Here is a 25,493-nt window from a genome sequence, read left to right on the forward strand (position 1 = left end):
GGAGGCGGGGATCACCCGAACCCATTCCGAACTCGGCAGTTAAGCCCGCCATCGCCGGATGTACTGGGGGGGAAGCCCCCGGGAGATAAGGGCGCCGCGCCCGCGAGGGGCGCTCCCCGGAGGGGGGGCGCGAGGGGCTGCCTTCGGGCGGCCCTTTTTGTTTTTAATAGGCTCAGCCACTGTCTCGCGTCTTTTTCTAGGCTTGTTTGACGCACTGTTTGCATCTCCTATTCATAAACGCATGCATATACATAAAAAGGCTCCAGCTTTCTGGAGCCTTTTGCTTTTGCTGCGCCATGTTGTTCTGTTGAGTGCCGCGATTCGTTGATCGAGGCTGTGTCGTATGGCACTTGCTTTGACGACAGCTCTTAGTTTGCGAATACGTTTTCGGTCCATGCATCGATGTTTTCGATGCGGATGATGCTTGCTACTTCGCGGATAAGATCGAGAGATTCGAGCTGCGTTTTCGCCTTTTCCATGCCGCCTTCGCGCGTCTGATGGGTCATGTAAATGAGCGTTTTCGCATCGCTGTCGCCGGTGTCGTACTGACTGATGTACGAAATCGAAATCTCGTTATCTGCGAAGATCTTTGTTGCCTGGGCTAGTACGCCAAGTTTGTCTTCTACCGTGAGGCGAATATAGAACTTCGATTTGAGGTCGGAAACATTGCGAATGGCGAGGTTATGCCCAAAGGGCTCGCTTTCGGGCAGCGGAGAGCGGCCCTGGGAAATGGGCGTGGCAAGCGCCATGACATCTCCCACGACGGCGCTTGCGGTGGGGAATGATCCTGCGCCGGCTCCGTAGAACATGGTTTCGCCAACGGCGTCGCCCACCACGTACACTGCGTTCATGGCGCCGGATACGCTGGCCAGCAGATGGTTGCGAGGAATCATCGTGGGATGCACACGTACGTCGACGCCCTCATCGGTGTTGCGCGCGATGGCGAGCAGCTTGATGGCATAGCCGAACTCTTTCGCCATTTCCATATCGATGCTGGATATGGCACGGATTCCCTGCATGTACACGTCGTCGGTGGTGATGCGGGTTCGGAATCCGATAGAGGCAAGAATGGCGATTTTCGAAGCTGCGTCAAAGCCATCGACGTCGGCCGTGGGGTCGGCTTCCGCGTAACCGGCAGCCTGTGCGTCGGCCAAAACGTCTTCGAAGGAGGAACCTTCGGCCTCCATGCGGGAAAGGATGTAGTTGGTAGTGCCGTTCATGATGCCGGCGATAGTGAGCGTCTCGTTCGCTATCAGGTTGTGTTCGAGGGCATTCACCACAGGGATGCCACCGGCGGCTGCAGCTTCGCACTTAATGGCCACGCCGCGTTCTGCGGCAGCGCTGGCAAGGTGCTCCATTTTACGGCCAAGCAGCGCCTTATTGGCGGATACGACATGCTTGCCCGCCTTGAAAGACTCCTCGAAAATCTCGGTAGCGGGATGCTCGCCGCCGATAAGCTCGATGACGATATCAATATCAGGGTCAGAAACGACGTCGTGCCAATCGGTGGTGAACGTGTCGATAACGCCGAGGCGCTGAGCCTCTGCATCGCTTCGGCTGCACGTGCGTTTCAGGCAAAGATCGACGCCGTAATGTTCCACGTATTCGTCGTGATGCTTCTGAATCAGGCGCACCACGCCGCTTCCCACGGTTCCAAGGCCGATGAGGCCGATATTGACTGCTCGCATGTGCTTCCTCTCTTTCTTTGGCCGATAAGGAGGCGGACAGATCTCGTAATGATTACGGATTTCATACGGTCCTGTTGTGCTTGTACAGCGGAATTGTACAGAAAACGCAGCGGGACGGACCCCGTTGTTCGCTTCCTTACGAAGGAAGGGCGTCTTGCATGGGTGGATGGCGCATAGAGACTTCTCACTCTGGTCCAAATGGGCGAGACGGAGCGACGTGCGTTTCTGTCACGCGATTGATCGCACGATACGTCCTAAAGAGCGCTTGAAAGAAACTTTTTTCGGAAGAACGCATTTTTTACTTGCGTTTGGGGAAGATGACGAGTAATATAACAACTCGCTTCTTAAGAAGCAGGCTGCAAAGCCACGCGGGCGTGGCGGAATTGGCAGACGCGTACGGTTCAGGTCCGTATGAGAGCAATCTCATGGAGGTTCAAGTCCTCTCGCCCGCACCACTTCGAATCGATACCCGGCTTCGGCCGGGTTTTTATTTCTCTGATTTGCTTTGTACCTTGTGCGCAAATTCGATTGCAGGAGCCGAAAACACTTTGCCAATGACCTGAAGACGCGCATCGAAATGCTCGTCGCATGGCTTGCCCGCTTGTTCTCCGAGTATGCCGACGATGCCTGATGCCATAAAGGATGCAACGATTCGCACATCTTCTTGGTCAAGGGCAACTCCGAATCTTTCCGCCCATGTCTTCATGAGCGCTTGCTTGAAGCGCTCGACGAGGCGCGCTGATCCATTCTCTCCGATAAGCAAGCATGTCCGCTCTACGGCATGGCGTTCGCTTTCCCCGAGCGCAAGGGATTCTGCTTCTCCAAAGAGAAACGCTTCGACGAGTTTGACGATGCCGGAGGGGACGGTGGCATCGACCGCGCGTTCTGCGAGGTCATCTATCGAGTCGAAATAGTAGTAAAAAGTCGCGCGATTGCACTTTGCCTGCCGCGCGATCGATGCAGCGGTTATTTCCTGATAGGGCGTATAGGAAAGCTGGCTCCAGAAAACTTCGACCATACGTTTCTCGGCGCTTTTCTCTCCGGAATCCTTTCGTGGCCTTGGCATGGCGTCCTCCTGGCGGTTCTTTTCGCAAATAACGAACTCGACGTTTCCGCATGAATCGTTGGTTTTATTCCCTGGGGTGCCTTGGGATAATCAAATTATCCAACATATGTTGGGTTTTGTATATCGAGAAAGGGGTCGCCATGGGAAAGGGGAGCGTTATTGCCCTCGATGCCGTGACAAAAGTCCTTGGAAAGAAAGCGCGCATCGAGAATCTTTCATTCCTTTGCGAGCCCGGAAAGGTGTACGGGCTCCTTGGTCCAAACGGGGCGGGCAAGACGACTCTGATGAATCTTATAACCGGGCTTTATCGTCCGACATCCGGAATGGTTAGAGTATTGGGGTTGGATCCGGTGCGTGACGCGAGGAAAGTGCGACGCGAGATCGGACTGGTGCCGCAGGAAACGTCGCTTTATCCGGAGCTTTCGGCGTTGGAGAATTTGCGTTTCCATGCCGCGCTCTACTTGAATGATTCTCGTGCGGCAGCGCGGCGTATCGAAGAAGTGCTCGAGCTTGTTGATCTGTCCGACCGCGCGAAAGACCCGGTAGGCGCTTATTCGGGTGGCATGAAACGCCGACTCGCGCTTGGCCGCGCGATGCTCGCCAACCCGCGCATCTTACTGCTCGATGAGCCAACGCTTGGTGTTGACGTGCAGGGCACTCACCGTATTTGGGACTACGTGCGGCGTTTCAAGGACGAGGGGCGTACGGTTCTCATCTCCACCAATGTGATGGCGGAGGCCGATGCGCTTGCCGATGAGATTCTGCTGCTTGACCATGGCAGGAAGGTGCGTTTCGGTACGCCCAAGACACTTAAGGCCGAGGCGGGGACGACCGTGGTGAGGATATTCCCTGCACCTGATTCTCGATTTGACGAGAGCGCGCTGCGTGAGCGCTTGGGCGATTTCTCTTTCGACGGCGAAGTCATCGTGGTCGAGGCTCCTGGAGGCGAAGCAGATTTGGCACGCATCCTTGGACTCGCCGAGGGCGTGGTCAGGCTTGCGGGTGTGGAATTGCGTCGTCCGACGCTCGACGATGCCTTTCTTGCGTTTACGGGTCGATCGCTGAGGGATTAGGGGTGCGCCATGAGTATTCCGAGAATAATTGGCAAGGAGCTAGCGAGCGTCAAAGAGAACATCCCGTTCAACCTTGCCACTGTCATATCGCCGCTACTTTTCCTGGGCGCTTTTGCTGTGATGGTATCAGGAGGCATTACTATCCCCGTGGAGACACAGCCCGCGGCATCCAAGTCGGCGTTTCTACAGGCGACCGAGGAATATCGGGCTCCTGATGGGACACCTTATCTCGAGGTAGAGGCCGCGCCTGCGGAGGGCGTCCCCGACGGGCGTAGTGCCGACCGCTACATTGTTGTGGATGAGCCCATTGTAGGGGAGAAGGGCGCTACGGGCACGATCGTGCACCTCGTCAATGATGTGAATTCGAACATGACCAAGAACTATGCCAATCGTTTGACCGGCGCGCTTGTTGACTATATTGACGCAAACCGGAATGTGGGCACCATCGAGGTGGTTGAGCAGACGCGGTACGAGGAGGATATCCCCTGGGATGAGAGCTTTGCCGTGAGCGCGCTTGTGTTCGGCGCGATGCTCGCAGGGCTTTTGTTCGGGCAGCTCTCAATGACGAGCGAATGGGAGAATGCGACGGCGAAACTGCTCGTGCTCTCCCCGTGCCCTGCCATGTATATTGTGGCGGGAAAGGTTGTCGCCGCATTCCTCAAGGCGCTTGTTGCCGGCGTGGTTCTCGTTGGAGTGGTGACGCTCATGTATGGTCGAACGCTTGCGAGTGCCTCATGGCTCGCCGCATCGCTCTGCTTGATATATGTTGCGTTTGCGAGTTTGGGGCTTGCTTTGGGCATCGCGGTGCGCTCCGCTATGACTGCGTTTCTTGTGTCGCTCGTTGCATCACTGTGCCTGTGGGTCGCGGGCGGTGGTTTTGGCGATTTATCCTACTTCGGCCAAGCGGCACAGGTGCTAGGCATGGTGAATCCTGCAGCTTATGCTCTCGACGCGGTGCGTTATGCGTACTTTGGTGGCGTGGCGAGTCCGACACCGCTTATCGTGCTCGCAGCCGGCGCGACATTAACGGTCGCGGCGGTGTGCGCTCTCTATGCGCGGTGGACGAGAAGCGAAAGGGCGGTATCATGAGCCTCTTTATCCAAGAGTTAAAGAAACTACTCGTGCTCACGAAGGCTGATCCGAAGTCGCTTGCGGCGGGCATCATCGCACCAACTATCATCCTCGTTATTTTCGCGCTTACGTTTGGCAACTTCGTTGCGCTCAAGCTTGCGGTTGTGGACGATGACGCGGGCAATCTTGGGACGGCGTTTCAAGAGACGGTGTTTTCGCAGACTTCGCCATTATCCGGAGAGCCTTATTTTGAGGCGATTGAGGCGGACGCCGATGAGGCGGCGAGGCTGTACGAGCAGGGGCGTGTTAATGGCATTCTGACGATCCCCGAGGACTTCTCGGAACGTCTTACGTCGGGCGCATCTGCTCAAATTTTCTATGCGTTCGATAACTACAATACCGACATGGCGAAGAACTTACGCTTATACCTCGACGAAGGTATTTTCGCGTTCTATCAGAGCCATATGCCCGGCATGGAGATCGAGGTTCAACGGGAGTACGCCGTGGGCGCGCAGCTTGACTGGTTCGCCATCATCGCGGTAGGTGTTTTCATGCTCGCGTTTCTCATGGGGTCGATGTTCAACTTCCTCTATCTGCTCAACAAGGAACGTGTGTACGCAACGCTCTCTGAATATCGGCTCGCCCCGGTGTCGCTTCTGCCTACGTTCGCGGCGCGTATTGTGGTCGCCTTGCTCGCCGGGGCGCTTGGGGCGGGGGTGAATGCGCTGCTCATTCTGCTTCTTACGGGTGTGAACCTTGCGAATTGCTTGTTGGCGATTCTGCCTGTCCTTTTGGTATTGGGCGTCGCATTCATATCGTTCGCCGCTATCGTTTCGCTTACCGTGCGCAAGTTCAGCGGAGCCGCGATGCTGTCGATGGTGACCGCTGTAGTGGCGTGGTTTCTCTCTGGTGCCACGACTTCGGTGAAATACGCCACGGGCGTGTTACTTGATGTGGCGCTTGCCTTGCCTTCGAGTTACGGCCTTTCGCAGATTCGCGCGGCGGTATTCAGCGTTGACCAGAGCGTCGGCGGCTTGCTCGCTGCGGGCAAGGGGTGGTTGGTGATGGGGGCGTATGCCATCGTCTTGGCGACGGTTGCGTGGTTTGTCTACCGAAAACGCTTGGGCGGAGGCGCACCAATGCGGTATGCGCTATTGCGGCGGTTGCGGACGCGGGCCTAAGTCGGATTTGATTTTCTGATTGCATTTTTCCTACTGTATGGCATAAAGGGCAAAGAGGCACATGGCTGCGCTATGATTGCGTTCGAACCATGACGATGTCAACATGTGGCTGGCGCGCATGAAGGAGGCGCGCCAGTTCACGTGCTTTTGAGCGCTTCTGTCGCTTGCAAATAAAGCGCTGCCGACGTTTACGAAAGAGGGTTTCGATGCCTCGTTTTATGCCTGATGCTACCTTGGTGTTTTCCGGTCTGGGATACGACGCCCAGGGGCCGTACATCCAGGTGAACAATCTGCAGAAAAAGGTGCAGATGCGTCTGCCCGTGCTGGGGCGCACGTTCACCATCCGCAAGCTTGAGCAGCGCTACTGCATTGGCGCATTCGACCTCAAGACCTATGAATCGCGCGCGTGCGATCTTATGGCTGAGCTTCCGCCGTTTTCTGACTATAAAGACGATATGTGCCCCGCCTGTCGCGAAGCCACCGGTTTCAATCCGGCGTTCTACAACGCCGATGCCATTTCGCCCCAGCAACGCGAATACAACAAGACGCCGCACTTCGTGTACATGGCGTATTTCTCGCCGGCGCATCTCAAGGTGGGCATCTCGTCCGAAACGCGCGGCATCGAGCGCCTGCTTGAACAGGGCGCTCGCGTGGCGGGCATTCTCAAACGCTATCCCAACGCCGATGAGGCGCGTGGTCTCGAAGCGCATCTGTGCGCCCAAGAGGGCATCCTGGAAACCATGCGCGTTTCGACGAAGAACCGCCTTTTGAGCGAGTCGTTCAATGCGCAGGAGGCAATTGAGTGCGTGATGCGCACTGCGCGCGAACACGGAGTCGAGCCCGAGTGCGGCTGCCTTGACCTGACGCCCTATTACTTCGGCGAAGGAGCGAGCGTTCCCCCGATGATTCAACCGCCCGATACCGCTCCTGCCGATATGTGCGCAGGACGCTGCGTGGGCATGATCGGCGGCACACTGGCGCTCGAGCAGGATGGCAACGTTTTCGTGGTGCCTATCAAAGAATGGGAGTCACATGCCTTGGAGATCACCGTCGGCGAGGTGTTGTGCGAATACGACTACGAACCGCAGCAAATGGGACTATGGTAGGGGCAAAGGGGATTTTCGAGCATGTCCAATAGGCAAGATGACCTGCAAATTGATATGAGTGCCGGGTGCTCGGGCTGCCCGGGGTGTACGGCGGGGTCGCATGCTGTGTGCCCCGAGACGCTCGATAGGCTGCCGGTAGGCAAGGACGCTATAATCGATTCGGTTCAATGCGCCGAAACGTCGCTACGCAAGCATATTTTGGACATGGGACTGACGCCCGGCACCGAGGTGACGCTGGTCAAATGCGCGCCTATGGGCGATCCGCTGGAGCTTCGGCTGCGTGGTTACGAGCTCACGCTTCGCAAGGCCGACGCGGCGCATATTTATCTCAGGGGCGTACATGATGCCCATAATGCACCGCGCCCTAATCCTCATGCGCCGGCGACGCCGCACCCGGGAAAAGGTGAGGCGAGTTCGTATCGCCCGCGTGGGGAGGAGCGCCCCCTTGCGGTAGATGCGCCGATCAATTTCGCGCTGGCGGGCAATCAGAATTGCGGCAAGACCACGTTGTTCAATCAACTTACTGGGTCGAACCAGCACGTGGGTAACTTCCCCGGGGTTACCGTCGGGCGCAAAGACGGCGTGATTCGCGGCCACGATAACGCTACCGTAACCGACTTGCCGGGCATCTACTCTCTTTCTCCGTACACGGGCGAAGAGGTGGTTACGCGCGAGTTTTTGCTCACGGATAAGCCGGCAGGTATCATCAATATCGTCGATGCCACCAATATAGAGCGAAATCTTTACCTCACTCTCCAGCTGATGGAGCTCGATATTCCTATGGTGCTCGCGCTCAACATGATGGACGAGGTGACGGCCAATGGTGGCTCGATCGACATCAACGCGCTCGAGGCTCAGCTGGGTATCCCCGTGGTTCCCATCTCTGCCGCCAAGAACGAGGGCATAGACGAACTGGTTGACCACGCTATCCATGTGGCGCGATATCGTGAACGACCTGGCCGTCTCGACTTCTGCCGCCCTGACGGGGCTGACGGGGGCGCTCTTCATCGCTGCATCCACGGCATATCCGAGCTCGTGGAGGACCATGCCGATCGCGCGGGCATTCCTCTGCGGTTCGCCGCCACCAAGCTCGTTGAGGACGACGGCCTGGTTAGGGGCGCTCTTGATTTGGATGAGAACGAGCAGGATGCCATTGAGCATGTGGTGTCCCAGATGGAGGAGGAGAGCGGCAAGGACCGCATGGCGGCGCTCGCCGACATGCGCTTCGGGTTCATTGACGAAGTGTGCGCCGCTACGGTCACCAAGCCGCGCGAGAGTCGCGAGCACAAGCGCTCGGTGGCTGCCGACCGTATCCTGACGGGCAAATTCACGGCGCTTCCCGTGTTTCTCCTCATTATGGGAGTGGTGTTCTGGCTCACGTTCGGCGTGATAGGCGAGTGGCTTTCGGGGCTTATGGACCTGGCGGTGGGCTGGATTACCGATCTCGTCGATGAGGGCCTGAGCTTTTGGGGCGTAAACCCCGTGGTCCATTCATTGGTGATCGATGGCGCGTTTGCCGGCGTGGGTAGCGTGCTGAGCTTCCTGCCCATCATCGTGGTGCTGTTTTTCTTCCTGTCGCTTTTGGAGGATTCGGGTTACATGGCTCGCGTGGCGTTCGTGATGGACAAACTGCTGCGCAAGCTGGGGCTTTCCGGGCGAAGCTTCGTGCCCATGCTTATCGGGTTCGGGTGCAGCGTGCCGGCCATCATGGCCACGCGCACGCTTCCCTCCGAGCGCGACCGCCGTATGACGGTGATGCTCACGCCGTTCATGAGCTGTTCTGCCAAGCTTCCTATTTATGTTCTGTTCACGGCGGCATTCTTCCCGCAATACGGCGCTCTTGTGATGATTGGGCTCTACGTGTTGGGCATTGCGGTGGGCATACTGGTGGCTCTTATTTTGAAAGGTACGGCATTCAAGGGCGAGCCGGTGCCGTTTGTGATGGAGCTGCCCAATTACCGCCTGCCATCGCTGACCAATATGGGGCGATTGGTGTGGGAGAAAGCGAAGGATTTCCTCACGCGCGCGTTCACCATTATCTTTTTGGCGAGCGTAGTGATTTGGTTTTTGCAGACCTTCGATTGGCAGCTGAACGTGGTGGAAGATTCCGCGCAGAGCCTGCTTGCCGTGATGGGCGGGCTTTTGGCCCCGCTGTTTGCGCCGCTGGGCTTTGGCGATTGGCAGGCATCGACGGCGCTTGTCACCGGATTCGTGGCCAAGGAGAGCGTGGTGAGCACTCTGACCGTGCTGGTAGGCGGCGGCGCCGAGGCGCTTGCGGGTATGTTCACGCCGCTGACCGCGTTCACGTTCTTGGTGTTCGCGCTGCTGTACACCCCGTGTGTGGCCGCTATCGCTGCAGTGCGCAACGAGCTGGGGGCTAAAAGCGCGGTAGGCGTGGTTGTCATGCAATGCGCCGTTGCCTGGGCGGTGGCGTTCATTGTGCATTCGATTGGGCTTTTGCTGGGGATGGTATAAGGCGCTTGGCGGCGCCCCGTCGTCCCGTCGATTTGGCTATCGGGGGGCGTGCAAAACTGCCCTGTTTTGTAGCCGAACTACATTTCGTTGCTGTTTTGCACTCTCGTTCTGCAAAAGAGGGTAGTTTTGAACGGCAGTTCTGCATTTCGAGCCCGTTTTGCATGCTTGAAGCGTTCAAATTAGGGCTGATTCGCAGATGAGCTGCAAAAGAGGGCCGTTTTGAACCCCTTCCTCGCGCGTTCTGGTGCGTAGGAAAGGGGGAGGGGTTCCAAAGGGGGGTCCAAAGGGGGGGAGGGAGTACGCCCCCCCCTCCCCTTTGACTACGCTTTTGCCTTCGGGCGAATCGCTCCCTTGTCGCAGCGGTTGCCCCAGCTGTCGATGAGCTCGTCATCTTTGTAGACGCAGATGATTTCGCAATGGTTGGCGCATTTCTGGCATACGACCTCACGGGTGCGGAACTCGAAGTCGTTCACGTCGAAGGCGAAGGGCTTGCGTACCGCATCTGGCGCATCGGCCGCCAGAAGCGCCGCTCCATAGGCGCCCATGAGATGACCGTCGGGGTCTACCAGCACCTCCATGCCCAAGGCGTCCTCGAACGATTTCACTACGCCTACGTTCTTGCTCACGCCGCCCTGGAACACCACGGGCGCCACGATCTTTTTACCTTTGCCCACGTTGTTGAGATAATTCGTGGCAACCGCCTTGCACAGGCCTGCGATGATGTCTTCGCGCGGGTAGCCCACCTGAATCTTGTGCACCAGGTCGCTTTCGGCGAACACCGTGCAGCGCGCAGCGATATTCGCGGGCTTTTTTGAAGTGAGCGCGATCTCGCCGAACTCCTCAACCTCTACGCCCAGACGGTGTGCCTGGCTCGAGAGGAACGACCCCGTGCCCGCCGCGCACAGCGTGTTCATGGCGTAATCTACCGCCACGCCGTCTTCCACGCAAATGATTTTCGAATCCTGTCCGCCAATCTCGAGAATGGTGCGCACGTCGGGGTGGAGGTGCGTGGTGCCTACGGCATGGGCGGTGATCTCGTTTTTCACTACCGTGGCATCCAGCATGGCGCCCACCAGGCGCCGCGCGCTTCCCGTGGTGCCCACGGCCACAACGCTCACCGCATTGCGGTCTATTTGGCCGGCGAGGTCCTCTACGACGCGCCGCGCCGCATCGCCGGGGTTGCCCTCGGTCCACAGGTATGAACGCGCCATGATGGCGCCTCGGGTGTCAATGATGACGCCTTTGGTAGAAACGGATCCGGTATCTATGCCGAGGAATGCTTCTTCCATCTGGTAGAACTCTCTTTCTGTCTAACGTGCTTTGCGCATGGCGATCATGTCGTAGAACGCTTCGATGCGCGTATCCAGGCCGGTATCGCTTGTCTGCGAATCGTAACTGAGAAACAGGATGGGAATGCGATAGTCGCGGCTTATGCGCTGCAATACGGGCATGCAATCGATTTCGGGCGTGCATCCCGAAGATTTCAGATGCACGATGCCGTCGAAGCCCTGCTCGGCATAGTTTTTCGCTGCCGCGATGGTCATTGTAGAAGTGGGGCCCATGTCGAAGTTCACGTATTCAGAAACGCTGCGTCGCAGATTGGGCTCGTTATAGCGCAAGTTGCGATTGGTCAGGTTCATCATGCGGTAGAGTTCCACGCCCATGTCCAAAAACTTTCGTTCAAGGTCGAGATTGCTTGCGGCGTCCACGGCGGTGAAGTATTCGCCCACGATTCCCACGCGCACGGGATCGGCAGGAATGGACACGGGCAGCTGTTCGAGCGCTGCGATACCGCGCTTCTGGGCCTCGTCGATATCGTGACGGCATGAGGCTGCGCGCATGTCGGCGAAGTAGGTCTTGCGGGCGCGTTCGAAGGAGCCGGCCTCCGTCTCGTGACCGGCGAGGCGGAGGAATAGATCGTTGTAGGCGTCCAGGCTCTCAATCATTTTGAACGCGGCGAGCATATTGGCCACGCCCTGCGTAAGGGATAGATCGGGGTTCACCTTCTTCTTGCACAGGGATATGTAGTCCTGCAAGGACTTGCCCGTTACGGTGGCAAAGTTCAGCATCTCAAATTCGTAGCCTGCGTCGCGCAGGATGGATTCCTGGAGCTCGCCGTAATACCCCAGGCGACAGGGGCCGGTGAACTGCACCAGCACGTCGGCACCAAGTTCGAGGGCCTCCATATAGTCGCCCAGGATGTGCTTGAACGGCGCGCATACAAAATCGTTGCTGGCGGCTGACCCCATCTCTATAGTTTTGCGCGTTGGCTCTGGCAGCGCCACGAAATCGGCATCGAGAACGTGTTCCACGAAGAACTTGAAAACGATGTCATAGTAGCCATATCGAAGGAACGCCACCTTTTTACGTGAGTGACGATTTCGTTTTGGGCGCTTGCGTTTGGGGACGAGCGCCCAAGGCCCCGTTTGTTTCTCGCCCGCGTCGGGCATAGAGATGCGTGCGAAGGGCGCGGTTTCGGTGCGGCGTCGATCCAGGGTATCGAGTGCATCGCCCAAAAACGTTGCGGCACGCAGGGTTAGAGGCTCGTCTTTGCCCAGTCGGCGCGATTCAATTGGCTGAACAGGCTTGTCCATGGCGGCTGCGGGAGCTTTGGCGTTGGTTTTTACGGGCGCTTCCGCATGCAGCGCGACTCTCTCTGCCATGTCGCCCTTTTGTCTGCGTATGACTTGGGATGCGTCGGCAATCTGATTGCCCGGCGTTTTCCCGCGGATGCTATCGAACATGGAGGTAGCCTCCTTTCCCCTGGTAGCGCAGGATATCGACGAAGCTTTCGATGCGCGTTTCCATGCCCGCCGTGCCGCTTTGGGCGTCTACGGTGAGCACGAGTGTGGGCTTGCCGCGGAAGCGGCGCGTGACGGCATCGTTGGTCATGGAGTCGGGGCCGCAGGGGAAGGCGCTCACGATAACCACGCCGTCAACGTGGTCGTGAAGGAGCATGAGCGCGCCTACCAGTTCACGGTTGACGATCCACGGCAGCGTTTCTGAAAAATCGAGGCTCATTTTGAAGGCACGCTCTTTGTCGGCGTGGTCTGCGAACAGAACGCACGCGCCCATCTCGATAAGCATATCGGCTACAGGGCCGCCGATATAGGGGTCGTGAGCCACATAGGGGTGCGCCATCACCAGGATGCGCAGCGGCCGCGATTCCTTCGGAAGCGCTTCGGCCCGCGCGAGCGCATGCTCCTGGGTCGATTGGGCCATCCTGTCGGCAGCATCCTGGGCGTGCAGGGCGGCTTTCCATGCCGCTTTTGCCTGGCGGGGAGTTGCTCCGAAACGACGGGCGAGGGCCAGATAGGATTCACGTGCCATGGTGTGCGTTTCCTGCTCTTCCACCAAGCACGATATGATGCGGATGTCGCGTTCGGAAAACGAGTTGGCTACAAGGTCGGGCAATGCCTGGAATTTGGTGCAGAAACTTCTCAGGTGGCCGAGGTTGGCGATGCTCGGGATGAAAAGGGCGTCGGTCCTGTCGATCAGGGCAGCGACGTGCCCCAGGTAAAGCTTTGAGGCCAGGCAACATTCGTCAACCGAGACGGCGTCGCCCGCTTCGAACACGCCGCGATCTGATGGCTCGCTCACGATGACGGTACGGCCGAGCTCCTCAAAGAATGCACGCCACAGTGCGCCGTAGCGGTAATACAACAGTGCACGGGGGATACCTATGCGGCGGACATCGGCAAGGTCGGCGGCCTTCGACGGCTCGCTGAAAGAGTTTCGCTTCATTTCAAGCCTTTCGCGTACGGCTCGCTTGGGCTCTGTGCGAATGCGAATGCGCGCTAGCGGTGTGTCGCATGTGAATTGATAAGGGCACTCGGGCGCATGTCGCTGGCGCGTGGGTGCATTGCAAACGCGGTCGCGTGCCGTTGGCAAGCTGGGCGCGTCGTGCCACCCTCAGAGCGCAAGCAGGCGGTAGCCGGAACAAACCTCACAATCATGCCACAACGTTGACGCTGCGACGCCATTCTCCATATCTATCCGTCATTTGAGACCGTTTTGTCATTTTTTGCTCGAGGCCTGTCGCTTTAAGCGACTCAAGGCAGCAGTTGGACAATGGGCGCTTTGCAGAACGATTATCTCGCGATGCGTATCGAATCGCCCCCGGCTCAGCGCGCTTCGGCGCGGAGAATCTTGTGCATGATAAGTTGTATGAGCTCTTCGATGGACATGCCGGTGTCGTCTTCGAGCCAGGCGGTGATGACGGAAAGCAGACCTGAGAGGTAGAACTCCTTCACAAAGCGTTCCTCGGTGGGGGAGAACGTGCCAGCAGGGTTGAGATACACTTCGACAAGCGGCCAGATAAGCTCTTTGAAGCGCGCCTTGAAATGCGGATCGCCGTCATCCCCCAAAAGCCGGGCTATGACGCGTCCTCGCTCATGGGATTTTGCGAGTCCGATGATGAATCCCATGTTGCCCTGGATATCGAGGATGCCGTCTTTGATGAGGCGTTTTTGGATGAGCGCGTCGATGGTGTCGAGGATTTCCTGCTCCATCTGGTCGAGGATGTCGTAGACGTCGCGGTAGTAAAGGTAGAACGTGCCGCGGTTGTATCCGGCGCGGTCGGTGATTTCTTTGATGGAAATCTTCGTGATGGGGCGCTCGGAATAGAGGCTCCAGAACGCTTGCTGCAGATTGCGTCGCGTTTGGGCGGTGACTTCTGGCTGCTTATTCGCCATTGCTTCTCCTAACGGATGCCTCCGTAGTGCGAGGCGCTTTCGGAATCTAAGTCCCTTTGGACTGGGCAGGTCGTTTGTGTCTGCTTCTTTCAAAACCCAGGGCCTATGGGCCCCTTCGTTCGCACAATGCGTTTTGCGTTGCTCCCCAGATGGCTGCCGGTGACGCTCATCGCGCCCTCGCGTCGCCTGCTCAACAAACGGGTGACGATTGTTCATTGATGCGTGCTTCGCATCTCTCGTATACTCATCATAATACAACAGGTTGTTCAGTGATGTTGAGGCTTGTTTAAGGAGACGTTGCGACCCGATGTTGGACGTGGGCGACGAGAGCTCCGACCGGTGGCGACACGGGCGGCGAAGGCTCGATCCGGTGTTGGGCGTGGGCGGAATGAGGTTGAAATGGCATTCGTAGAATTTCGCGATGTGCGCAAGATCTATCAGATGGGCGAAATCAAAGTCGCCGCCGTTGATGGCATGAGCTTCGATATCGAGCAGGGCGAGCTGGTAGTCGTGGTTGGCCCCAGCGGCTCGGGCAAAACGACGTTGCTCAACATGCTCGGCGGCATGGATTCGTGCACATCGGGCATCATTCGCCTCGACGGGCGCGTGGTGAGCGAGTTCAGCCCCAAGGAGCTCACCGACTACCGTCGTTACGATATCGGCTTCGTATTCCAGTTCTACAATCTGGTGCAAAACCTCACTGCCCTCGAAAACGTGGAGCTTGCAGCGCAGATTTGCCGCGATCCACTTCCCGCGGCCGAAGTTCTTGAGCAAGTCGGTCTAGGCCATCGATTGAATAACTTTCCAGCGCAGCTTTCCGGTGGCGAGCAGCAGCGCGTGGCAATCGCCCGAGCCCTCGCCAAAAACCCCAAGCTGCTGCTCTGCGATGAGCCGACGGGCGCGCTCGACTATAAAACGGGCAAAGCGATTCTCAAGCTTTTGCAGGACACGTGCAATCGCACGGGGCGCACCGTGGTGCTGATTACGCACAATTCCGCTTTTACCGCCATTGCCGACCGAGTGATTCACATCAAGGAGGGCAAGGTCGAGGCGATGGAGATGAACGCCCGCCCCGTTCCCGCCGAAACGGTGGAGTGGTAGCCATGGCTGCGCGTGCGCGTCGGGCGACGGATAGGCGCCTTCGGGGTTTCGGGGAGGCGGCATTATGAAAAGCGCATTCAACAAGGGAGTGCTGCGCTCCATTACGCATTCGCTGGGGCGTTTTTTGGCCATCGCCGTAATCGCCGCGCTGGGCACGGGCTTCTACGCCGGCCTGCGCATGACCGCGCCCGACATGAAGCTTGCCGGCGACATCTATTACGATGGCACCAACATGTGCGATTTGCGCGTCACCTCCACGCTGGGGCTATCCGATGAGAATATAGAAGCGTTGCGCCAGGTGGAAGGTGTGGAGGGCGTTGAGGGTGCATGGGAGTTCGATGCGCTTGCCACGGTGGAGAGCGCCCAATATACCGTGCGCATCCATTCGCTCGACGCGGAGGCGGCGCAGGCGAGCGACACGTCCGACGGCATGCATGCGGTGTCCAACGACGTCAACTACATCAACCGCCCCCTGCTCGTGGAGGGTGAATGGCCCGACGAACCGGGCGAATGCGTGCTTTCGGCCGATGCGGTGACCGACGGAGAGGTCGAGCTTGGCGATACGGTGCACGTGCTCGAGGGGACTCAGGACGTGGGCGACACCATCGATACCGATGAATTTACCGTGGTCGGCTTCGTGCGTTCGTCGTACTATGCGTCGACTACGAGCATGGGATCAACGTCGCTGGGAAATGGGTCGCTCGACCAATATATGTATATCAACGAAGAGGATTTCTCCGACGACCTGCCCTACACGGAGGCGTTCATTACCGTGGCGGGTGCGAAAGATCTGCACGCTTCGAGCGAGGCGTATGACGATGCGGTTGCCGTCGTGGCTCAGCGCATTGAAGATTTGGGGCCGGAGTTGTGCGCGCAGCGCCTGGATGAGGTGAAGGGCGATGCCCAAGCGACGCTCGACGAGAATCGTGCTGAGTATGAGGCGGAAAAGGCAGACGCCGAGGCGCAGATTGCCGATGGGCAAAAGGAGCTCGATGACGCGAAAGCCCAGCTCGATGATGCGGCTGAAGAGATAGAAAGCGGCCAGGCCCAGCTCGATGACGGATGGGCGCAGCTCGAGGAGGGCGCATCGGAGCTGCCGAGCGCCAAAGAGCAGCTGAATGCAAGCGCCGAGACGATCGCCGATTCCGAGGCGCAGCTGAATGCCGGCCAAAAGGAGTACGAGGAAGGTCTCGCGCAATTCGAGAAGGAGAAGGCCGATGCCTATGCGCAGCTGGATGCAGCGCAGGCTGAAATCGACGCAAATCGCGAGACAACGCAGGCGACGCTTGCCGACTTGCAGAACAAGCTGGATGCGGCCCAGCAGGGCTTGGCGGCGATTGACGCCCAGGTGCCCGATATGGACGCCGCGATTGCCCAGGCCCAGATGTGGATGGATGCTGCGCAGGCGGAAGTCGGCAGGGCTCAGAGTGAATTCGATGCCGCGAAGGAGGCACTCGCCGCGGCGGATCCCGATTCTGAGGGGTACGACGCCCTTGTTGAGGCATGCGAAGAGGCTCAACGCAATCTCGTGACTGCTCAGGGTACGTTGCAGGACGCTCAAGACGCCCTGGACGGCGTGAAGGAAATTCAGGCGCAGCGCGAGGAACTGGTGGCCGCCATTCCGCAGCTTGAGGCGGGCATCGAGCAGGCGCAGGCGGGGCTCGACACGCTCGATGCCGCGCAAGCCGAGCTCGATTCCCAGCGCACCGCTGCCGATGAAGAGTTTGCTAAGGCTCAGCAGACCCTTGACGCATCCAAGGCACAGCTCAATGATGGCTGGGCGCAGCTGGAATCCGGCAAGCAGGCGTATGCTGATGGGCTAGCTCAATATCAGGATGGCGTGGCGCAGTATGAATCCGGCAAAGCCACACTCGAGGCGTCCGAAGAGGAGCTCGCGCAGGGCCGTGCCGAATACGAGAACGGCCTTGCGGAGTACCAGGACGGCGTAAAGGAATTCGAGGAGCAGAAATCCCAGGCCGACGAGGAATTCGCCGACGCGGAGGCCCAGCTGGCCGATGCCCAGGCAGAGATCGACGAGATCGAATCGCCCGAATGGTATGTACTCGATCGCACCAAGATCATGGGAGCCGAAAGCTTTGAATCGGATGCCAACCGCGTTGATCAGATTGCGCAGGTGTTCCCGTTCATCTTCTTCCTGGTGGCGGCGCTTGTCTCGCTTACCACCATGACCCGTATGGTGGAAGAGGAGCGCGTGCTCATCGGCACGTACAAGGCGCTCGGCTACTCCAATGCGCGCATTACGTCGAAATACCTGCTGTATGCGTTCGTTGCCAGCGGCGTGGGGAGCCTCATTGGAATAGTTGCGCTTTCTATGTTCCTGCCGTATTTCATCATGGAGGCCTATGCCATCGTGTACGCGGTACCGCCGCGGCCCGTTCCTATAGATTCCGGCTTGGCGCTGCTTGCTGCCGGGTTGGGCATTGGCATCACGCTAATTGCCACCTGGGCTGCCGCCGCTTCTACGCTGCGCGAAACCCCGGCCGCCCTTATGCTGCCGCGGGCCCCCAAGGCGGGCAAGCGTATTTTGCTCGAGCGTATCAAGCCGATATGGAGCCGCCTGTCGTTTTCGTGGAAGGTCACGGCACGCAATATTTTCCGCTACAAGCGTCGATTCTTCATGGCGATTATCGGCATCGCCGGCTGCACCGCCTTGTTGCTGACGGGTCTGGGGCTGCAGAATGCTATCAACGACATCATCGACAAGCAGTTCGGCGAGATCTATCACTACAGCATGACCGTGCGCATGGATGACGGCGTATCGGACGAGGACGTTCAGGCGGTGTCTGCCGTGCTGGACGACACGAGTCAGGTGAGTGAGCGCACGGATGCGCGGACCGCCAACATGATCGCGCGTTCCGACAGTCAGGAAGAAGGCGCGGCAGACCAGAGGTTTGAGCTGGTGGTGCCTCAGGATGTCCAGAAGATGGCCGAATACGTGACCATGCGCGAACGTGTGGGCCATGCGCCCCTTACGCTCTCCGACGATGGTGTGATCGTGAGCGAGAAGCTCGCCACGGAGCTTGGCGTTTCGGTGGGCGAGACGATTCGCATCTATGAGGAAGATACCATCGGCAACGCCGAAGGGGAGGGCTTCGAGGTGTCGGTGGCCGGCATCATGGAGAACTACGTGAGCCAATACGTATTCATGTCGCCGGGCTTGTACGAGAAGACATTCGGCGAGACGCCGGAATTCTCTACCGTCTATGCCGTGGCCACGGATGATTTGAGTGTGCGCGAACAGATGAGCGACGAACTGCTCGCCATCGACGGGGTGAAGACGGTCGGCTACAACGACGAGACCATCGAGACGTATCGCACCATGCTCAAGAGCGTGGATTCGGTTGTCGTTGTGCTGATCATCGCAGCAGCCGCGCTGGCGTTCGTGGTGCTGTACAACCTCACCAACATCAATATCACCGAGCGCGCTCGCGAGATAGCCACGCTCAAGGTGCTGGGATTCACGCCGCATGAGGTGAACGCGTATATCTATCGCGAGACCATCCTGCTCTCAATCATCGGCGCGCTTGTTGGATGCGTGTTGGGCATCTGGATGGAAGGCTTCGTCGTGGTGACGGCAGAGGTCGACCAGGTGATGTTCGGGCGCGAGATTCATGCCCTGAGCTTTGTGATAGCCTTCGCGCTCACCATGGTGTTCTCGGTCATTGTGACCGTTGCCATGCGCTGGAAGCTGGCAAAGATCGACATGGTGGAGAGCCTGAAATCCGTAGAGTAGATGGGGCGTGGGACTCGTCGGCGCGGGAGAGTTCCACCATATCGCGCACGAGCGCGTCCAGGCGCGATATTTGCGTGCGCGTGCTGGTAATCCAGGGGTCAAGCTCGGAGGGTGCGCCTTCTTGCCCGCTTTGTTCGGCTCGCGACTATGCGCGCCTTCGATCCCACTGACTCGATTTTGCGCCTGAGGTTCGAGATATGCGCCCACACCACGTTGGGCTCTGCCGCGCTGCCGAAGCCCCATACGAGCTCTATGAGGCGATCGATGGAGAGGTAGCCGCCACGATTGCGCATCAAGAGCTCCATGATTTGGAACTCCTTGTTTGCAAGCGGCGTCGACCCGTCGCTCGATGCGAGCTCGAAGGAGGAGCGGTCGAGCGAAAGGTCGCCCGCGGTAAGCGTTGAAGGCTCAATGCTCATTTTCCCGCGGCGCGTGAGGGCGCAGTCGGCTGAGCCGCAGGCGAGACGGACCTGCGTGCGAAATGCGGGAATGGCTGCGTTGTTCAGGACTGCATGGCAAGGCCCGCCGATGACAGGCCCGGGGATGGGGGATCCTGTTCGCATCGGCGGGCGCAAAGGGGGTGCATCGACCAGCCACGATTGGTCGATGGGGCAAGGATAGAGCGGGTGGCTTAATCGAAGTTCAACCAAGCTGAGGCCGCGATGCGACCCCGCAGTTTCTCCATTGGAGGGGGTGCGGCATACGCTCAGGGTCGTAGGGCGTGGCCGGTGTTATTGCATGAACCAGAAACCCTTGAAGTCCAGCTTGAAGGCTCGATATCCCTGCAGGTCGCATTCATAGGCGAACTCTCTGATCAGGTTGCCATCTGAATCGTATTCGCCAAACACCTTGGAGATACCGCTGTTCACCACATAGTTGTCCGACTCGGGGGCGTGCGACGCGTTCGACACGATGCTGGAGTATGGCACATCGAATGCATCAACCAGCTCGTAGGTGCCGGCGTTTTCGTCCACCAGATAGCGATACACATGGCTCACATGCGTGCCCACTACGTCGTATGTGCCCGTGGCAACGGAATCTGCCAAGTCGGGAGCGTAGCCGCTTCGCGTGCTGAGAGCCCAGTAGTTGTTGTCGTACAGCAGCAGGTAATACGTGCCTGCCTCTTCGCCGGCGCCGTCGAACTCTACTGCGTGCTGGCCGTACTGCGGGGTGAAGCTACCCACCTGCTCAAGGCTCAGGTCTTCGTAGGGTGTACCCTCCCAGAAGCGCTCGTCGCCAATCAGGTAGGTCACCGTGGGATCGCTATGGACGTTTTCAACCTTGATGATCGTGGATGTTTCGCGTGAGGAAACAATGCAGGAATCCTCGCCTTCGAGCCACTGAATCGAATTGAGATGAATCCAGTCGAGCTCGCCCGCCTGCCAGAAAAACGTGTCGGTGGGGCCTATCACATGCGCCCAGCCGTCCACATAGTCGCTCATCAACTGGGTGAAGTCGATGAGTTCGGTCACATCTCCCGTCTCAAGATCGATCTCGATCACCAGGTCCTCAACCGAGGTCGCGCCCGAGCGTTCGGCCAGCGCCACGATAACGTTATCCTGCTCGTAGTTGATATCGTGGTGCAGTTCGTATTCTCCCAGGTCATAGGTTTGCACTACGCGGCCTAGGCCGTCTATGCGGGCCAGTTTGTTGGACGAGGCGCACACCACGATGTCGCCTTCGTACTCAAGGATGCGGTCAAGGCCCAAGCCTTCTGTCACCATCTCGTAGCGCATGGTGCCGCCGTTGTCGAAGAAGAATCCGTACCCGAGGTATCCGTTCTGGCGCACGAGCGCGTAGAGCCCGTTCGAAAGCTCCTGAGAGGAATCGCTGTCTTCGTAGCTGAGCTGGGTGCTGTACCCCGAGGTCGTTTCCGGCATGTCTACGGCAAAGGTCACCTGCTGGCGCACGTTGCCCCACGATCCCGTGATTGTGAGCGTTACGTAGTTGGTTTCGCCGGGAACAAGCCCGATGAGCTGGAACTCATGCGCGCGGGTGTATTCGGCATCGCCTTCGGAGTTGGCGGTGTCTTCGTCGAGGAACGTGTTTTGCGCGGTTGCGGTGAAGTCTTCTATACCGTCTTTCTCAACGTGGACGGTATAGGTTACCTGCGTCTCGAAGTCGGTCTCGAAATAGAGGTACAACCCGTTCGACCCGGTGCCGAAGGGGTTGAGGATGGCGAGCGGGTTGTCGGCCGTCCACTCGCGCATGTCCTTGACGTCGGCGACGCCGCTAGCCAGGCGAGACTGCACTTCTTCGTCGTAGTAGGTAAACCCTTCGTCTTCCACTTCGGAGGGCACTAGCTGAATGATACGCAGGTCTTCGGATGTGGCGGAAGATTCGTAGATATCCAGGCTCAGTTCGGCGTCGGAGTTGAGCATGTCGCCGGTTTCCACCGACCAGTCGGAACGCACGGCGTGCTCTTGCCCCGTGAAGTTTTTAGCAACCGCCATCACTATTGCGAAGATGATCGCCGCCGCGCACACCAAGATGACCGCGGCTATGATCAGGCGCTTTTTGAGGGACATCTTGGGTTTTGCGCCAGCGGCGCTTTCCGAGTCTGCTGCGTCGGGCGCGGTGGTGCCCTCCGTGCTAGGTGCATTGGATGCGGTTGCGTCCGTGGGGTCTGTCGCGTCGGGTGCGGTTGCGCCTGCGGGCCCTGTCGCGTCGGGTGTGGGTTTGCCGTCTTTGTTGTTGTCGCTGGTGATGTCCTGTGCCATGAGATTCCTGCCTTGCCCGATTGCCTTGGTCGGCCTCGTGGCATGCCGGCCCAATTTCGATTCGGCAAACTCTACGGCGCTCATCTCAATTGAACCTCACGCGTACGCGCTTTGTGCCGATTGCGTGACGGTTTTTTCACGGAACGTTCACAGCGTGCCGTCGAAGCCTCTTGCTGGCGCCGCAGAGGGGACAATAAGCAGGACTGTGCAGAAAGGAGGGGCTATGTTTGCGGTTATGGTCGTTGAGGATGACGCCGACCTGTGCGAGCTGTTTTGCACGGTGCTTGCGGAGCGGGGCTATGACGCCCTGCCTGCGGGAGGCGCGCGGGAGGCGCTCGATATTCTTGCGTCACGCCCGGTGGACGTGGTGATTACCGACGTGATGATGCCGGGAATGGACGGATTTGCCCTCACGCGTACGCTGCGCTCGTCGGGCTACGACCTGCCGGTGCTCATCGTTACCGCACGCGATCGCGCGGCCGACAAGCAGGAAGGCTTTCGCTCTGGCACAGACGACTACATGGTCAAACCCATCGATGTGAACGAGATGGTGTGGCGCGTGGAGGCGCTGCTGCGCCGCTCGCGCATCATTCGCGAGCGCAAGGTGACGCTCGGTGACACGACGCTCAATCGCGACGCGCTGAGCGTTGAGCGTCATGGGCAGGCGGTGGAGCTCCCTCAGAAGGAATTCAATCTCTTATATCTATTGGCGTCCAATGTCGGGCGCATATATACGCGCCAGCAGATAATGGATGAGGTGTGGGGAACGTTTGCCGCACCGAGCGCCCATACGCTTGACGTGCACATGAGCCGTTTGCGCGAACGATTCAAGGACAACCCAGATTTCGAGATAGTCACGGTGCGCGGCCTGGGGTATAAGATGGTGGAGAATTAAACCGGGCAAAGGCGGGGCATGTGCCGTTGCTAATGCGCTGGGCGGCATGTCGGCAGGTGTGCTGGCGTTGGCGGTGTGTGCCATCGCCAGCACCAGCGTTCGGCGGTATGCCGGCGGTTGAGTAGGCGGTATGCCGGCAACTTCGGCGCGCGTCGCCGCCCGCATGGCCCCTTGACGGCGTGCCGGCGGTTGAGCCACTGAGCGCATTGCTTGCCGTTTCCTCGTGTGCCGTCTCCCCGGTTCGCCGCGCTTCACGCGCAACAGGAGGTCTTTTGAGAGGGCGGTTCCCATGGGCAAAGGCACGCTCAGGATGTCGGTCGCGATGTCGCTTTCGCTGTTTGCCATTATGCTTGTCGTGATGATGGCGGCAACGTTCGCATCCATCCAGCTGGTGAAATCGGGCATCGTGGAACGCGGGCACATGAACCCCATATGGATTCCCGCCATCGCCAGCGTTATTGTTGGCACCGGGCTCGGTTGCTGGATGAGCAGGCTCATCATCGCCCCCATCCAAGAGATCAGCGAGGCCGCCAAGCAGATCGCGGACGGCAATTTCGAGGTCTCCTTGCGCAGCTCGTCGCGAGTGCGAGAGGTGCGTGAGCTTGCGCAGAACTTTACGGCAATGGCACGCGAGCTCTCGCAGATCCAGATGCTGCGAAACGATTTCGTGGGCAATGTGTCTCACGAGTTCAAAACGCCGCTTGCCGCCATCGAAGGGTATGCCGTGCTGCTGCAGAGTAAGACGCTCTCCGATGAGCGCCGTGCAGCCTGCACCGCCAAGATCATCCACAGCGTGAAGCGCTTGAGCGCGCTCACCGGCAACATCCTGATGCTCTCACGTCTCGACAATGGGCAGATGGACGAACGCATGGTGTTTTTCAGCCTTGATGAGCAAATTCGCCAAGCCATTCTCGCGCTGGAGGATCGCTGGGCTCCAAAGGGCATCGATCTGGACATTCGCCTCGACGAGGTGACGCTCTACGGGCACGAGGAGCTGCTTGCGCAGGTGTGGCAAAACTTGGTGGGCAACGCGGCGAAGTTCGTGGGCGAGGGCGGACGCATTGGCGTGACGCTATACTGCGAGGGTCAGCGAGCCGTGGTTCGGGTGACCGATGACGGCCCCGGCATGAGCGAAGAGGTGCGCAAGCGGGTATTCGAGCGCTTTTATCAGGGGGAATCGTCTCATACAAGCGAGGGCAACGGGCTCGGACTTGCGCTGGTCAAGCGCATTGTGGAGCTGCATAGCGGAAGCGTGAGCGTGAAAAGCGCGCCTGGAGAGGGAAGCGAGTTCACGGTGGAGCTTCCGCAGGCTATGGCAGTGCTGGGCGAATGATTGAAGGAACGTCTTACGAGGCTGTCGGATGCCCCCTGCCAATTCTTTGACGGGGGCGTATCCGGCCGCCTTTGATATGAGAGGACGAGTCATGAACGGTTCGGATCGATCGGCATACTATGGCATGACGGGCGAAGAAGCGGGGCGCGCGTATTTGCGTCGTGTACGCATGGCTCGCGCACTGTTCGGCGGTGTTGCCGCGCTGCTTCTTGTGCTTGCGTTCGCATGCGTGATATGGGGAAATGGCATCTTTGAGATATGGTACTGGCTTGCGCTTGCGGCCGTGGTTGCGATGATAATCGTGTTTCGAATTCGAACGTCGCTGCTGTTCAAAGAGTTGGTGGACATCGTTGAGCAGGACGGGGATCCGGCGAAATATCGTATTGCCATAGAAGAGATCGGCCGTAAGAGCAGGCTGGAAATGTCGTCCGCCAGCCATACGGTCGAGCTCGCCTATGCCGATTTCAACGATTCGAAACCCTACGAGGCTCTGGAGCGGTTGGCGCATCTCAATCTTGCTCGTGCGCGCAAGAACGTTGCGTTTCGTGCGTTCAACGTGGAGATTCTGGGCCGCTTGGAGGTGGGCGATACGCAGGGCGCCCAGCTTGCCGCGCAACGGCTCGAGGGCATTCGCGAGAGTTTCAGGAAGGGTTCGCGCAACCGCCGTACGGCGGATGGTCTTGTAGAGAACGCCCAAATGTGGCTCCGTTCTCCTGCGGGATGGACGCCGGCCGACGGTGAATTCATACGAAAAAGGATCTCCCAGGCTCCATCCGCGCAGGCGCGTTCGAGCTGGCAGTTGTATGCCGTGGAATACGAGCTTCTGCACGGAAGCCGTGAAGAAGCGAGCCGTTTGCTGGACGAACTTGCGGCCGAGAAGCTTACGCCACGCAACCGAGCCCGTTTCGAACGCCTTCGGGGCGCGACAGCATAGGTGGGGCTTCTGTCTGATTCCCGCCATGCCAATTATTTTGAGTATGTAATCCAGATGCACATGTCAAAACAGGCTTTCCGCCAGTTTTTCCGAGTATGTAATCCTTGAATCGCAAAAAAGAAGGGTTCGGTAGGGCAATTGTGCGGCTCAAGGGCTTCATTGGAGCATGTTATGCGACGATTGTCGCTTAATGAGGTATCGAAAGAGAGAGATGGCGGATAAAAATCCTGTCAGGCGGATTACATACTTGGAAAAACTGTCGTTACGAACAAAAAGGGGACTGCGGACGAAAAGTTGGACGCGATTCACGCGTCCGGAAGGGGGTCCGCATGTATGATAGGGACGTGGTGGAGCTTGCGCTGCTCGCCCTGGAGGAGGGCATGACGCACGCCGAGGCCGCCG

At 58.6% G+C, this 25,493-nt stretch carries 18 protein-coding genes, 1 tRNA gene and 1 rRNA gene; 12 read left to right on the forward strand and 8 right to left on the reverse strand.

Features of this window, described 5'->3' with window-relative positions; all coding sequences use genetic code 11:
• Positions 1-103, forward strand: a 5S ribosomal RNA gene (gene rrf, locus DMP06_RS10660); the annotation flags it as partial.
• A 265-nt stretch (positions 104-368) separates the two neighbouring features.
• Here rrf and DMP06_RS10665 read toward each other — a convergent pair.
• Positions 369-1,688 (reverse strand): homoserine dehydrogenase, encoded by a 1,320-nt coding sequence (locus DMP06_RS10665; protein ID WP_123209718.1) that lies wholly within the window; start codon positions 1,686-1,688, stop codon positions 369-371.
• A 368-nt stretch (positions 1,689-2,056) separates the two neighbouring features.
• Between DMP06_RS10665 and DMP06_RS10670 the strand changes: the two genes are divergently transcribed.
• Positions 2,057-2,143: transfer RNA gene (locus DMP06_RS10670), tRNA-Leu, on the forward strand.
• 32 nt (positions 2,144-2,175) lie between these two features.
• On the opposite strand, the gene DMP06_RS10675 is transcribed toward DMP06_RS10670, so the two are convergent.
• On the reverse strand, positions 2,176-2,706 hold the full coding sequence (locus DMP06_RS10675; protein ID WP_161957915.1) for a TetR/AcrR family transcriptional regulator: 531 nt from the start codon (positions 2,704-2,706) through the stop codon (positions 2,176-2,178).
• A gap of 188 nt (positions 2,707-2,894) precedes the next feature.
• Here DMP06_RS10675 and DMP06_RS10680 point away from each other — a divergent pair, with 188 nt between their 5' ends.
• The 5 genes from DMP06_RS10680 (at position 2,895) to feoB (ending at position 9,660) form a co-directional block, all read left to right on the forward strand.
• Positions 2,895-3,827: an ABC transporter ATP-binding protein gene (locus tag DMP06_RS10680; protein WP_161957916.1), complete on the forward strand. Its 933-nt coding sequence runs from the start codon at positions 2,895-2,897 to the stop codon at positions 3,825-3,827.
• Between the two features lie 9 nt (positions 3,828-3,836).
• Positions 3,837-4,916, forward strand: a complete 1,080-nt coding sequence (locus DMP06_RS10685) for an ABC transporter permease (RefSeq protein WP_123209721.1) — start codon at positions 3,837-3,839, stop codon at positions 4,914-4,916.
• Positions 4,913-6,079, forward strand: a complete 1,167-nt coding sequence (locus DMP06_RS10690) for an ABC transporter permease (RefSeq protein WP_123209722.1) — start codon at positions 4,913-4,915, stop codon at positions 6,077-6,079. The genes DMP06_RS10685 and DMP06_RS10690 overlap by 4 nt, the downstream gene beginning before the upstream one ends.
• A 206-nt stretch (positions 6,080-6,285) precedes the next feature.
• Positions 6,286-7,185: a DUF2797 domain-containing protein gene (locus tag DMP06_RS10695; protein ID WP_123209723.1), complete on the forward strand. Its 900-nt coding sequence runs from the start codon at positions 6,286-6,288 to the stop codon at positions 7,183-7,185.
• 21 nt (positions 7,186-7,206) lie between these two features.
• A complete protein-coding gene (gene feoB / locus DMP06_RS10700) occupies positions 7,207-9,660 on the forward strand; it encodes a ferrous iron transport protein B (RefSeq protein WP_245962496.1) in 2,454 nt (817 codons plus the stop codon).
• Positions 9,661-9,980: 320 nt separating this feature from the next.
• Here feoB and DMP06_RS10705 read toward each other — a convergent pair whose 3' ends face one another.
• The 4 genes from DMP06_RS10705 to DMP06_RS10720 all read right to left on the reverse strand — a co-directional run bounded on the left by DMP06_RS10705 (position 9,981) and on the right by DMP06_RS10720 (position 14,354).
• Positions 9,981-10,949: an acyl-CoA dehydratase activase gene (locus DMP06_RS10705; RefSeq protein WP_123209724.1), complete on the reverse strand. Its 969-nt coding sequence runs from the start codon at positions 10,947-10,949 to the stop codon at positions 9,981-9,983.
• Between the two features lie 21 nt (positions 10,950-10,970).
• Positions 10,971-12,323 (reverse strand): 2-hydroxyacyl-CoA dehydratase, encoded by a 1,353-nt coding sequence (locus DMP06_RS10710; protein ID WP_245962497.1) that lies wholly within the window; start codon positions 12,321-12,323, stop codon positions 10,971-10,973.
• Between the two features lie 70 nt (positions 12,324-12,393).
• Entirely contained in the window at positions 12,394-13,404 is a 1,011-nt protein-coding gene (locus tag DMP06_RS10715; RefSeq protein ID WP_123209725.1) for an acyl-CoA dehydratase activase-related protein, read from the reverse strand.
• A gap of 380 nt (positions 13,405-13,784) precedes the next feature.
• Entirely contained in the window at positions 13,785-14,354 is a 570-nt protein-coding gene (locus tag DMP06_RS10720; RefSeq protein ID WP_123209726.1) for a TetR/AcrR family transcriptional regulator, read from the reverse strand.
• 399 nt (positions 14,355-14,753) lie between these two features.
• Here DMP06_RS10720 and DMP06_RS10725 point away from each other — a divergent pair, with 399 nt between their 5' ends.
• Both DMP06_RS10725 and DMP06_RS10730 read left to right on the forward strand, forming a co-directional pair.
• A complete protein-coding gene (locus DMP06_RS10725) occupies positions 14,754-15,455 on the forward strand; it encodes an ABC transporter ATP-binding protein (protein WP_123209727.1) in 702 nt (233 codons plus the stop codon).
• Between the two features lie 64 nt (positions 15,456-15,519).
• On the forward strand, positions 15,520-19,209 hold the full coding sequence (locus DMP06_RS10730; protein WP_123209728.1) for an FtsX-like permease family protein: 3,690 nt from the start codon (positions 15,520-15,522) through the stop codon (positions 19,207-19,209).
• Positions 19,210-19,307: 98 nt separating this feature from the next.
• Here DMP06_RS10730 and DMP06_RS10735 read toward each other — a convergent pair whose 3' ends face one another.
• Complete coding sequence (locus DMP06_RS10735; RefSeq protein WP_161957917.1) at positions 19,308-19,628, reverse strand: winged helix-turn-helix domain-containing protein; 321 nt, start codon at positions 19,626-19,628, stop codon at positions 19,308-19,310.
• A 312-nt stretch (positions 19,629-19,940) separates the two neighbouring features.
• Complete coding sequence (locus tag DMP06_RS10740) at positions 19,941-21,929, reverse strand: aryl-sulfate sulfotransferase (RefSeq protein WP_220092571.1); 1,989 nt, start codon at positions 21,927-21,929, stop codon at positions 19,941-19,943.
• 223 nt (positions 21,930-22,152) lie between these two features.
• Between DMP06_RS10740 and DMP06_RS10745 the strand changes: the two genes are divergently transcribed.
• From DMP06_RS10745 to DMP06_RS10755, 3 genes are all read left to right on the forward strand, one after another.
• A complete protein-coding gene (locus DMP06_RS10745; RefSeq protein ID WP_123209730.1) occupies positions 22,153-22,824 on the forward strand; it encodes a response regulator transcription factor in 672 nt (223 codons plus the stop codon).
• Positions 22,825-23,113: 289 nt separating this feature from the next.
• Complete coding sequence (locus tag DMP06_RS10750) at positions 23,114-24,157, forward strand: HAMP domain-containing sensor histidine kinase (RefSeq protein ID WP_123209731.1); 1,044 nt, start codon at positions 23,114-23,116, stop codon at positions 24,155-24,157.
• A 91-nt stretch (positions 24,158-24,248) separates the two neighbouring features.
• Positions 24,249-25,091, forward strand: a complete 843-nt coding sequence (locus DMP06_RS10755) for a hypothetical protein (RefSeq protein ID WP_123209732.1) — start codon at positions 24,249-24,251, stop codon at positions 25,089-25,091.
• Positions 25,092-25,493: the final 402 nt, after the last annotated feature.

The sequence above is a fragment of the Slackia equolifaciens genome, from assembly GCF_003725995.1.
GTDB lineage: Bacteria > Actinomycetota > Coriobacteriia > Coriobacteriales > Eggerthellaceae > Slackia > Slackia equolifaciens.

Bases quoted from the DNA above. Each gene is read 5' to 3' on its own strand.
- DMP06_RS10675 (WP_161957915.1), bottom strand. From the start codon at position 2,706: ATGGTCGAAGTTTTCTGGAGCCAGCTTTCCTATACGCCCTATCAGGAA.
- DMP06_RS10680 (WP_161957916.1), top strand. From the start codon at position 2,895: ATGGGAAAGGGGAGCGTTATTGCCCTCGATGCCGTGACAAAAGTCCTT.
- DMP06_RS10735 (WP_161957917.1), bottom strand. From the start codon at position 19,628: ATGAGCATTGAGCCTTCAACGCTTACCGCGGGCGACCTTTCGCTCGAC.
- DMP06_RS10715 (WP_123209725.1), bottom strand. From the start codon at position 13,404: ATGAAGCGAAACTCTTTCAGCGAGCCGTCGAAGGCCGCCGACCTTGCC.
- DMP06_RS10710 (WP_245962497.1), bottom strand. From the start codon at position 12,323: ATGGCAGAGAGAGTCGCGCTGCATGCGGAAGCGCCCGTAAAAACCAAC.
- DMP06_RS10665 (WP_123209718.1), bottom strand. From the start codon at position 1,688: ATGCGAGCAGTCAATATCGGCCTCATCGGCCTTGGAACCGTGGGAAGC.
- DMP06_RS10745 (WP_123209730.1), top strand. From the start codon at position 22,153: ATGTTTGCGGTTATGGTCGTTGAGGATGACGCCGACCTGTGCGAGCTG.
- DMP06_RS10685 (WP_123209721.1), top strand. From the start codon at position 3,837: ATGAGTATTCCGAGAATAATTGGCAAGGAGCTAGCGAGCGTCAAAGAG.
- DMP06_RS10740 (WP_220092571.1), bottom strand. From the start codon at position 21,929: ATGGCACAGGACATCACCAGCGACAACAACAAAGACGGCAAACCCACA.
- DMP06_RS10755 (WP_123209732.1), top strand. From the start codon at position 24,249: ATGAACGGTTCGGATCGATCGGCATACTATGGCATGACGGGCGAAGAA.
- DMP06_RS10725 (WP_123209727.1), top strand. From the start codon at position 14,754: ATGGCATTCGTAGAATTTCGCGATGTGCGCAAGATCTATCAGATGGGC.
- DMP06_RS10730 (WP_123209728.1), top strand. From the start codon at position 15,520: ATGAAAAGCGCATTCAACAAGGGAGTGCTGCGCTCCATTACGCATTCG.
- feoB (WP_245962496.1), top strand. From the start codon at position 7,207: ATGTCCAATAGGCAAGATGACCTGCAAATTGATATGAGTGCCGGGTGC.
- DMP06_RS10705 (WP_123209724.1), bottom strand. From the start codon at position 10,949: ATGGAAGAAGCATTCCTCGGCATAGATACCGGATCCGTTTCTACCAAA.
- DMP06_RS10750 (WP_123209731.1), top strand. From the start codon at position 23,114: ATGGGCAAAGGCACGCTCAGGATGTCGGTCGCGATGTCGCTTTCGCTG.
- DMP06_RS10695 (WP_123209723.1), top strand. From the start codon at position 6,286: ATGCCTCGTTTTATGCCTGATGCTACCTTGGTGTTTTCCGGTCTGGGA.
- DMP06_RS10690 (WP_123209722.1), top strand. From the start codon at position 4,913: ATGAGCCTCTTTATCCAAGAGTTAAAGAAACTACTCGTGCTCACGAAG.
- DMP06_RS10720 (WP_123209726.1), bottom strand. From the start codon at position 14,354: ATGGCGAATAAGCAGCCAGAAGTCACCGCCCAAACGCGACGCAATCTG.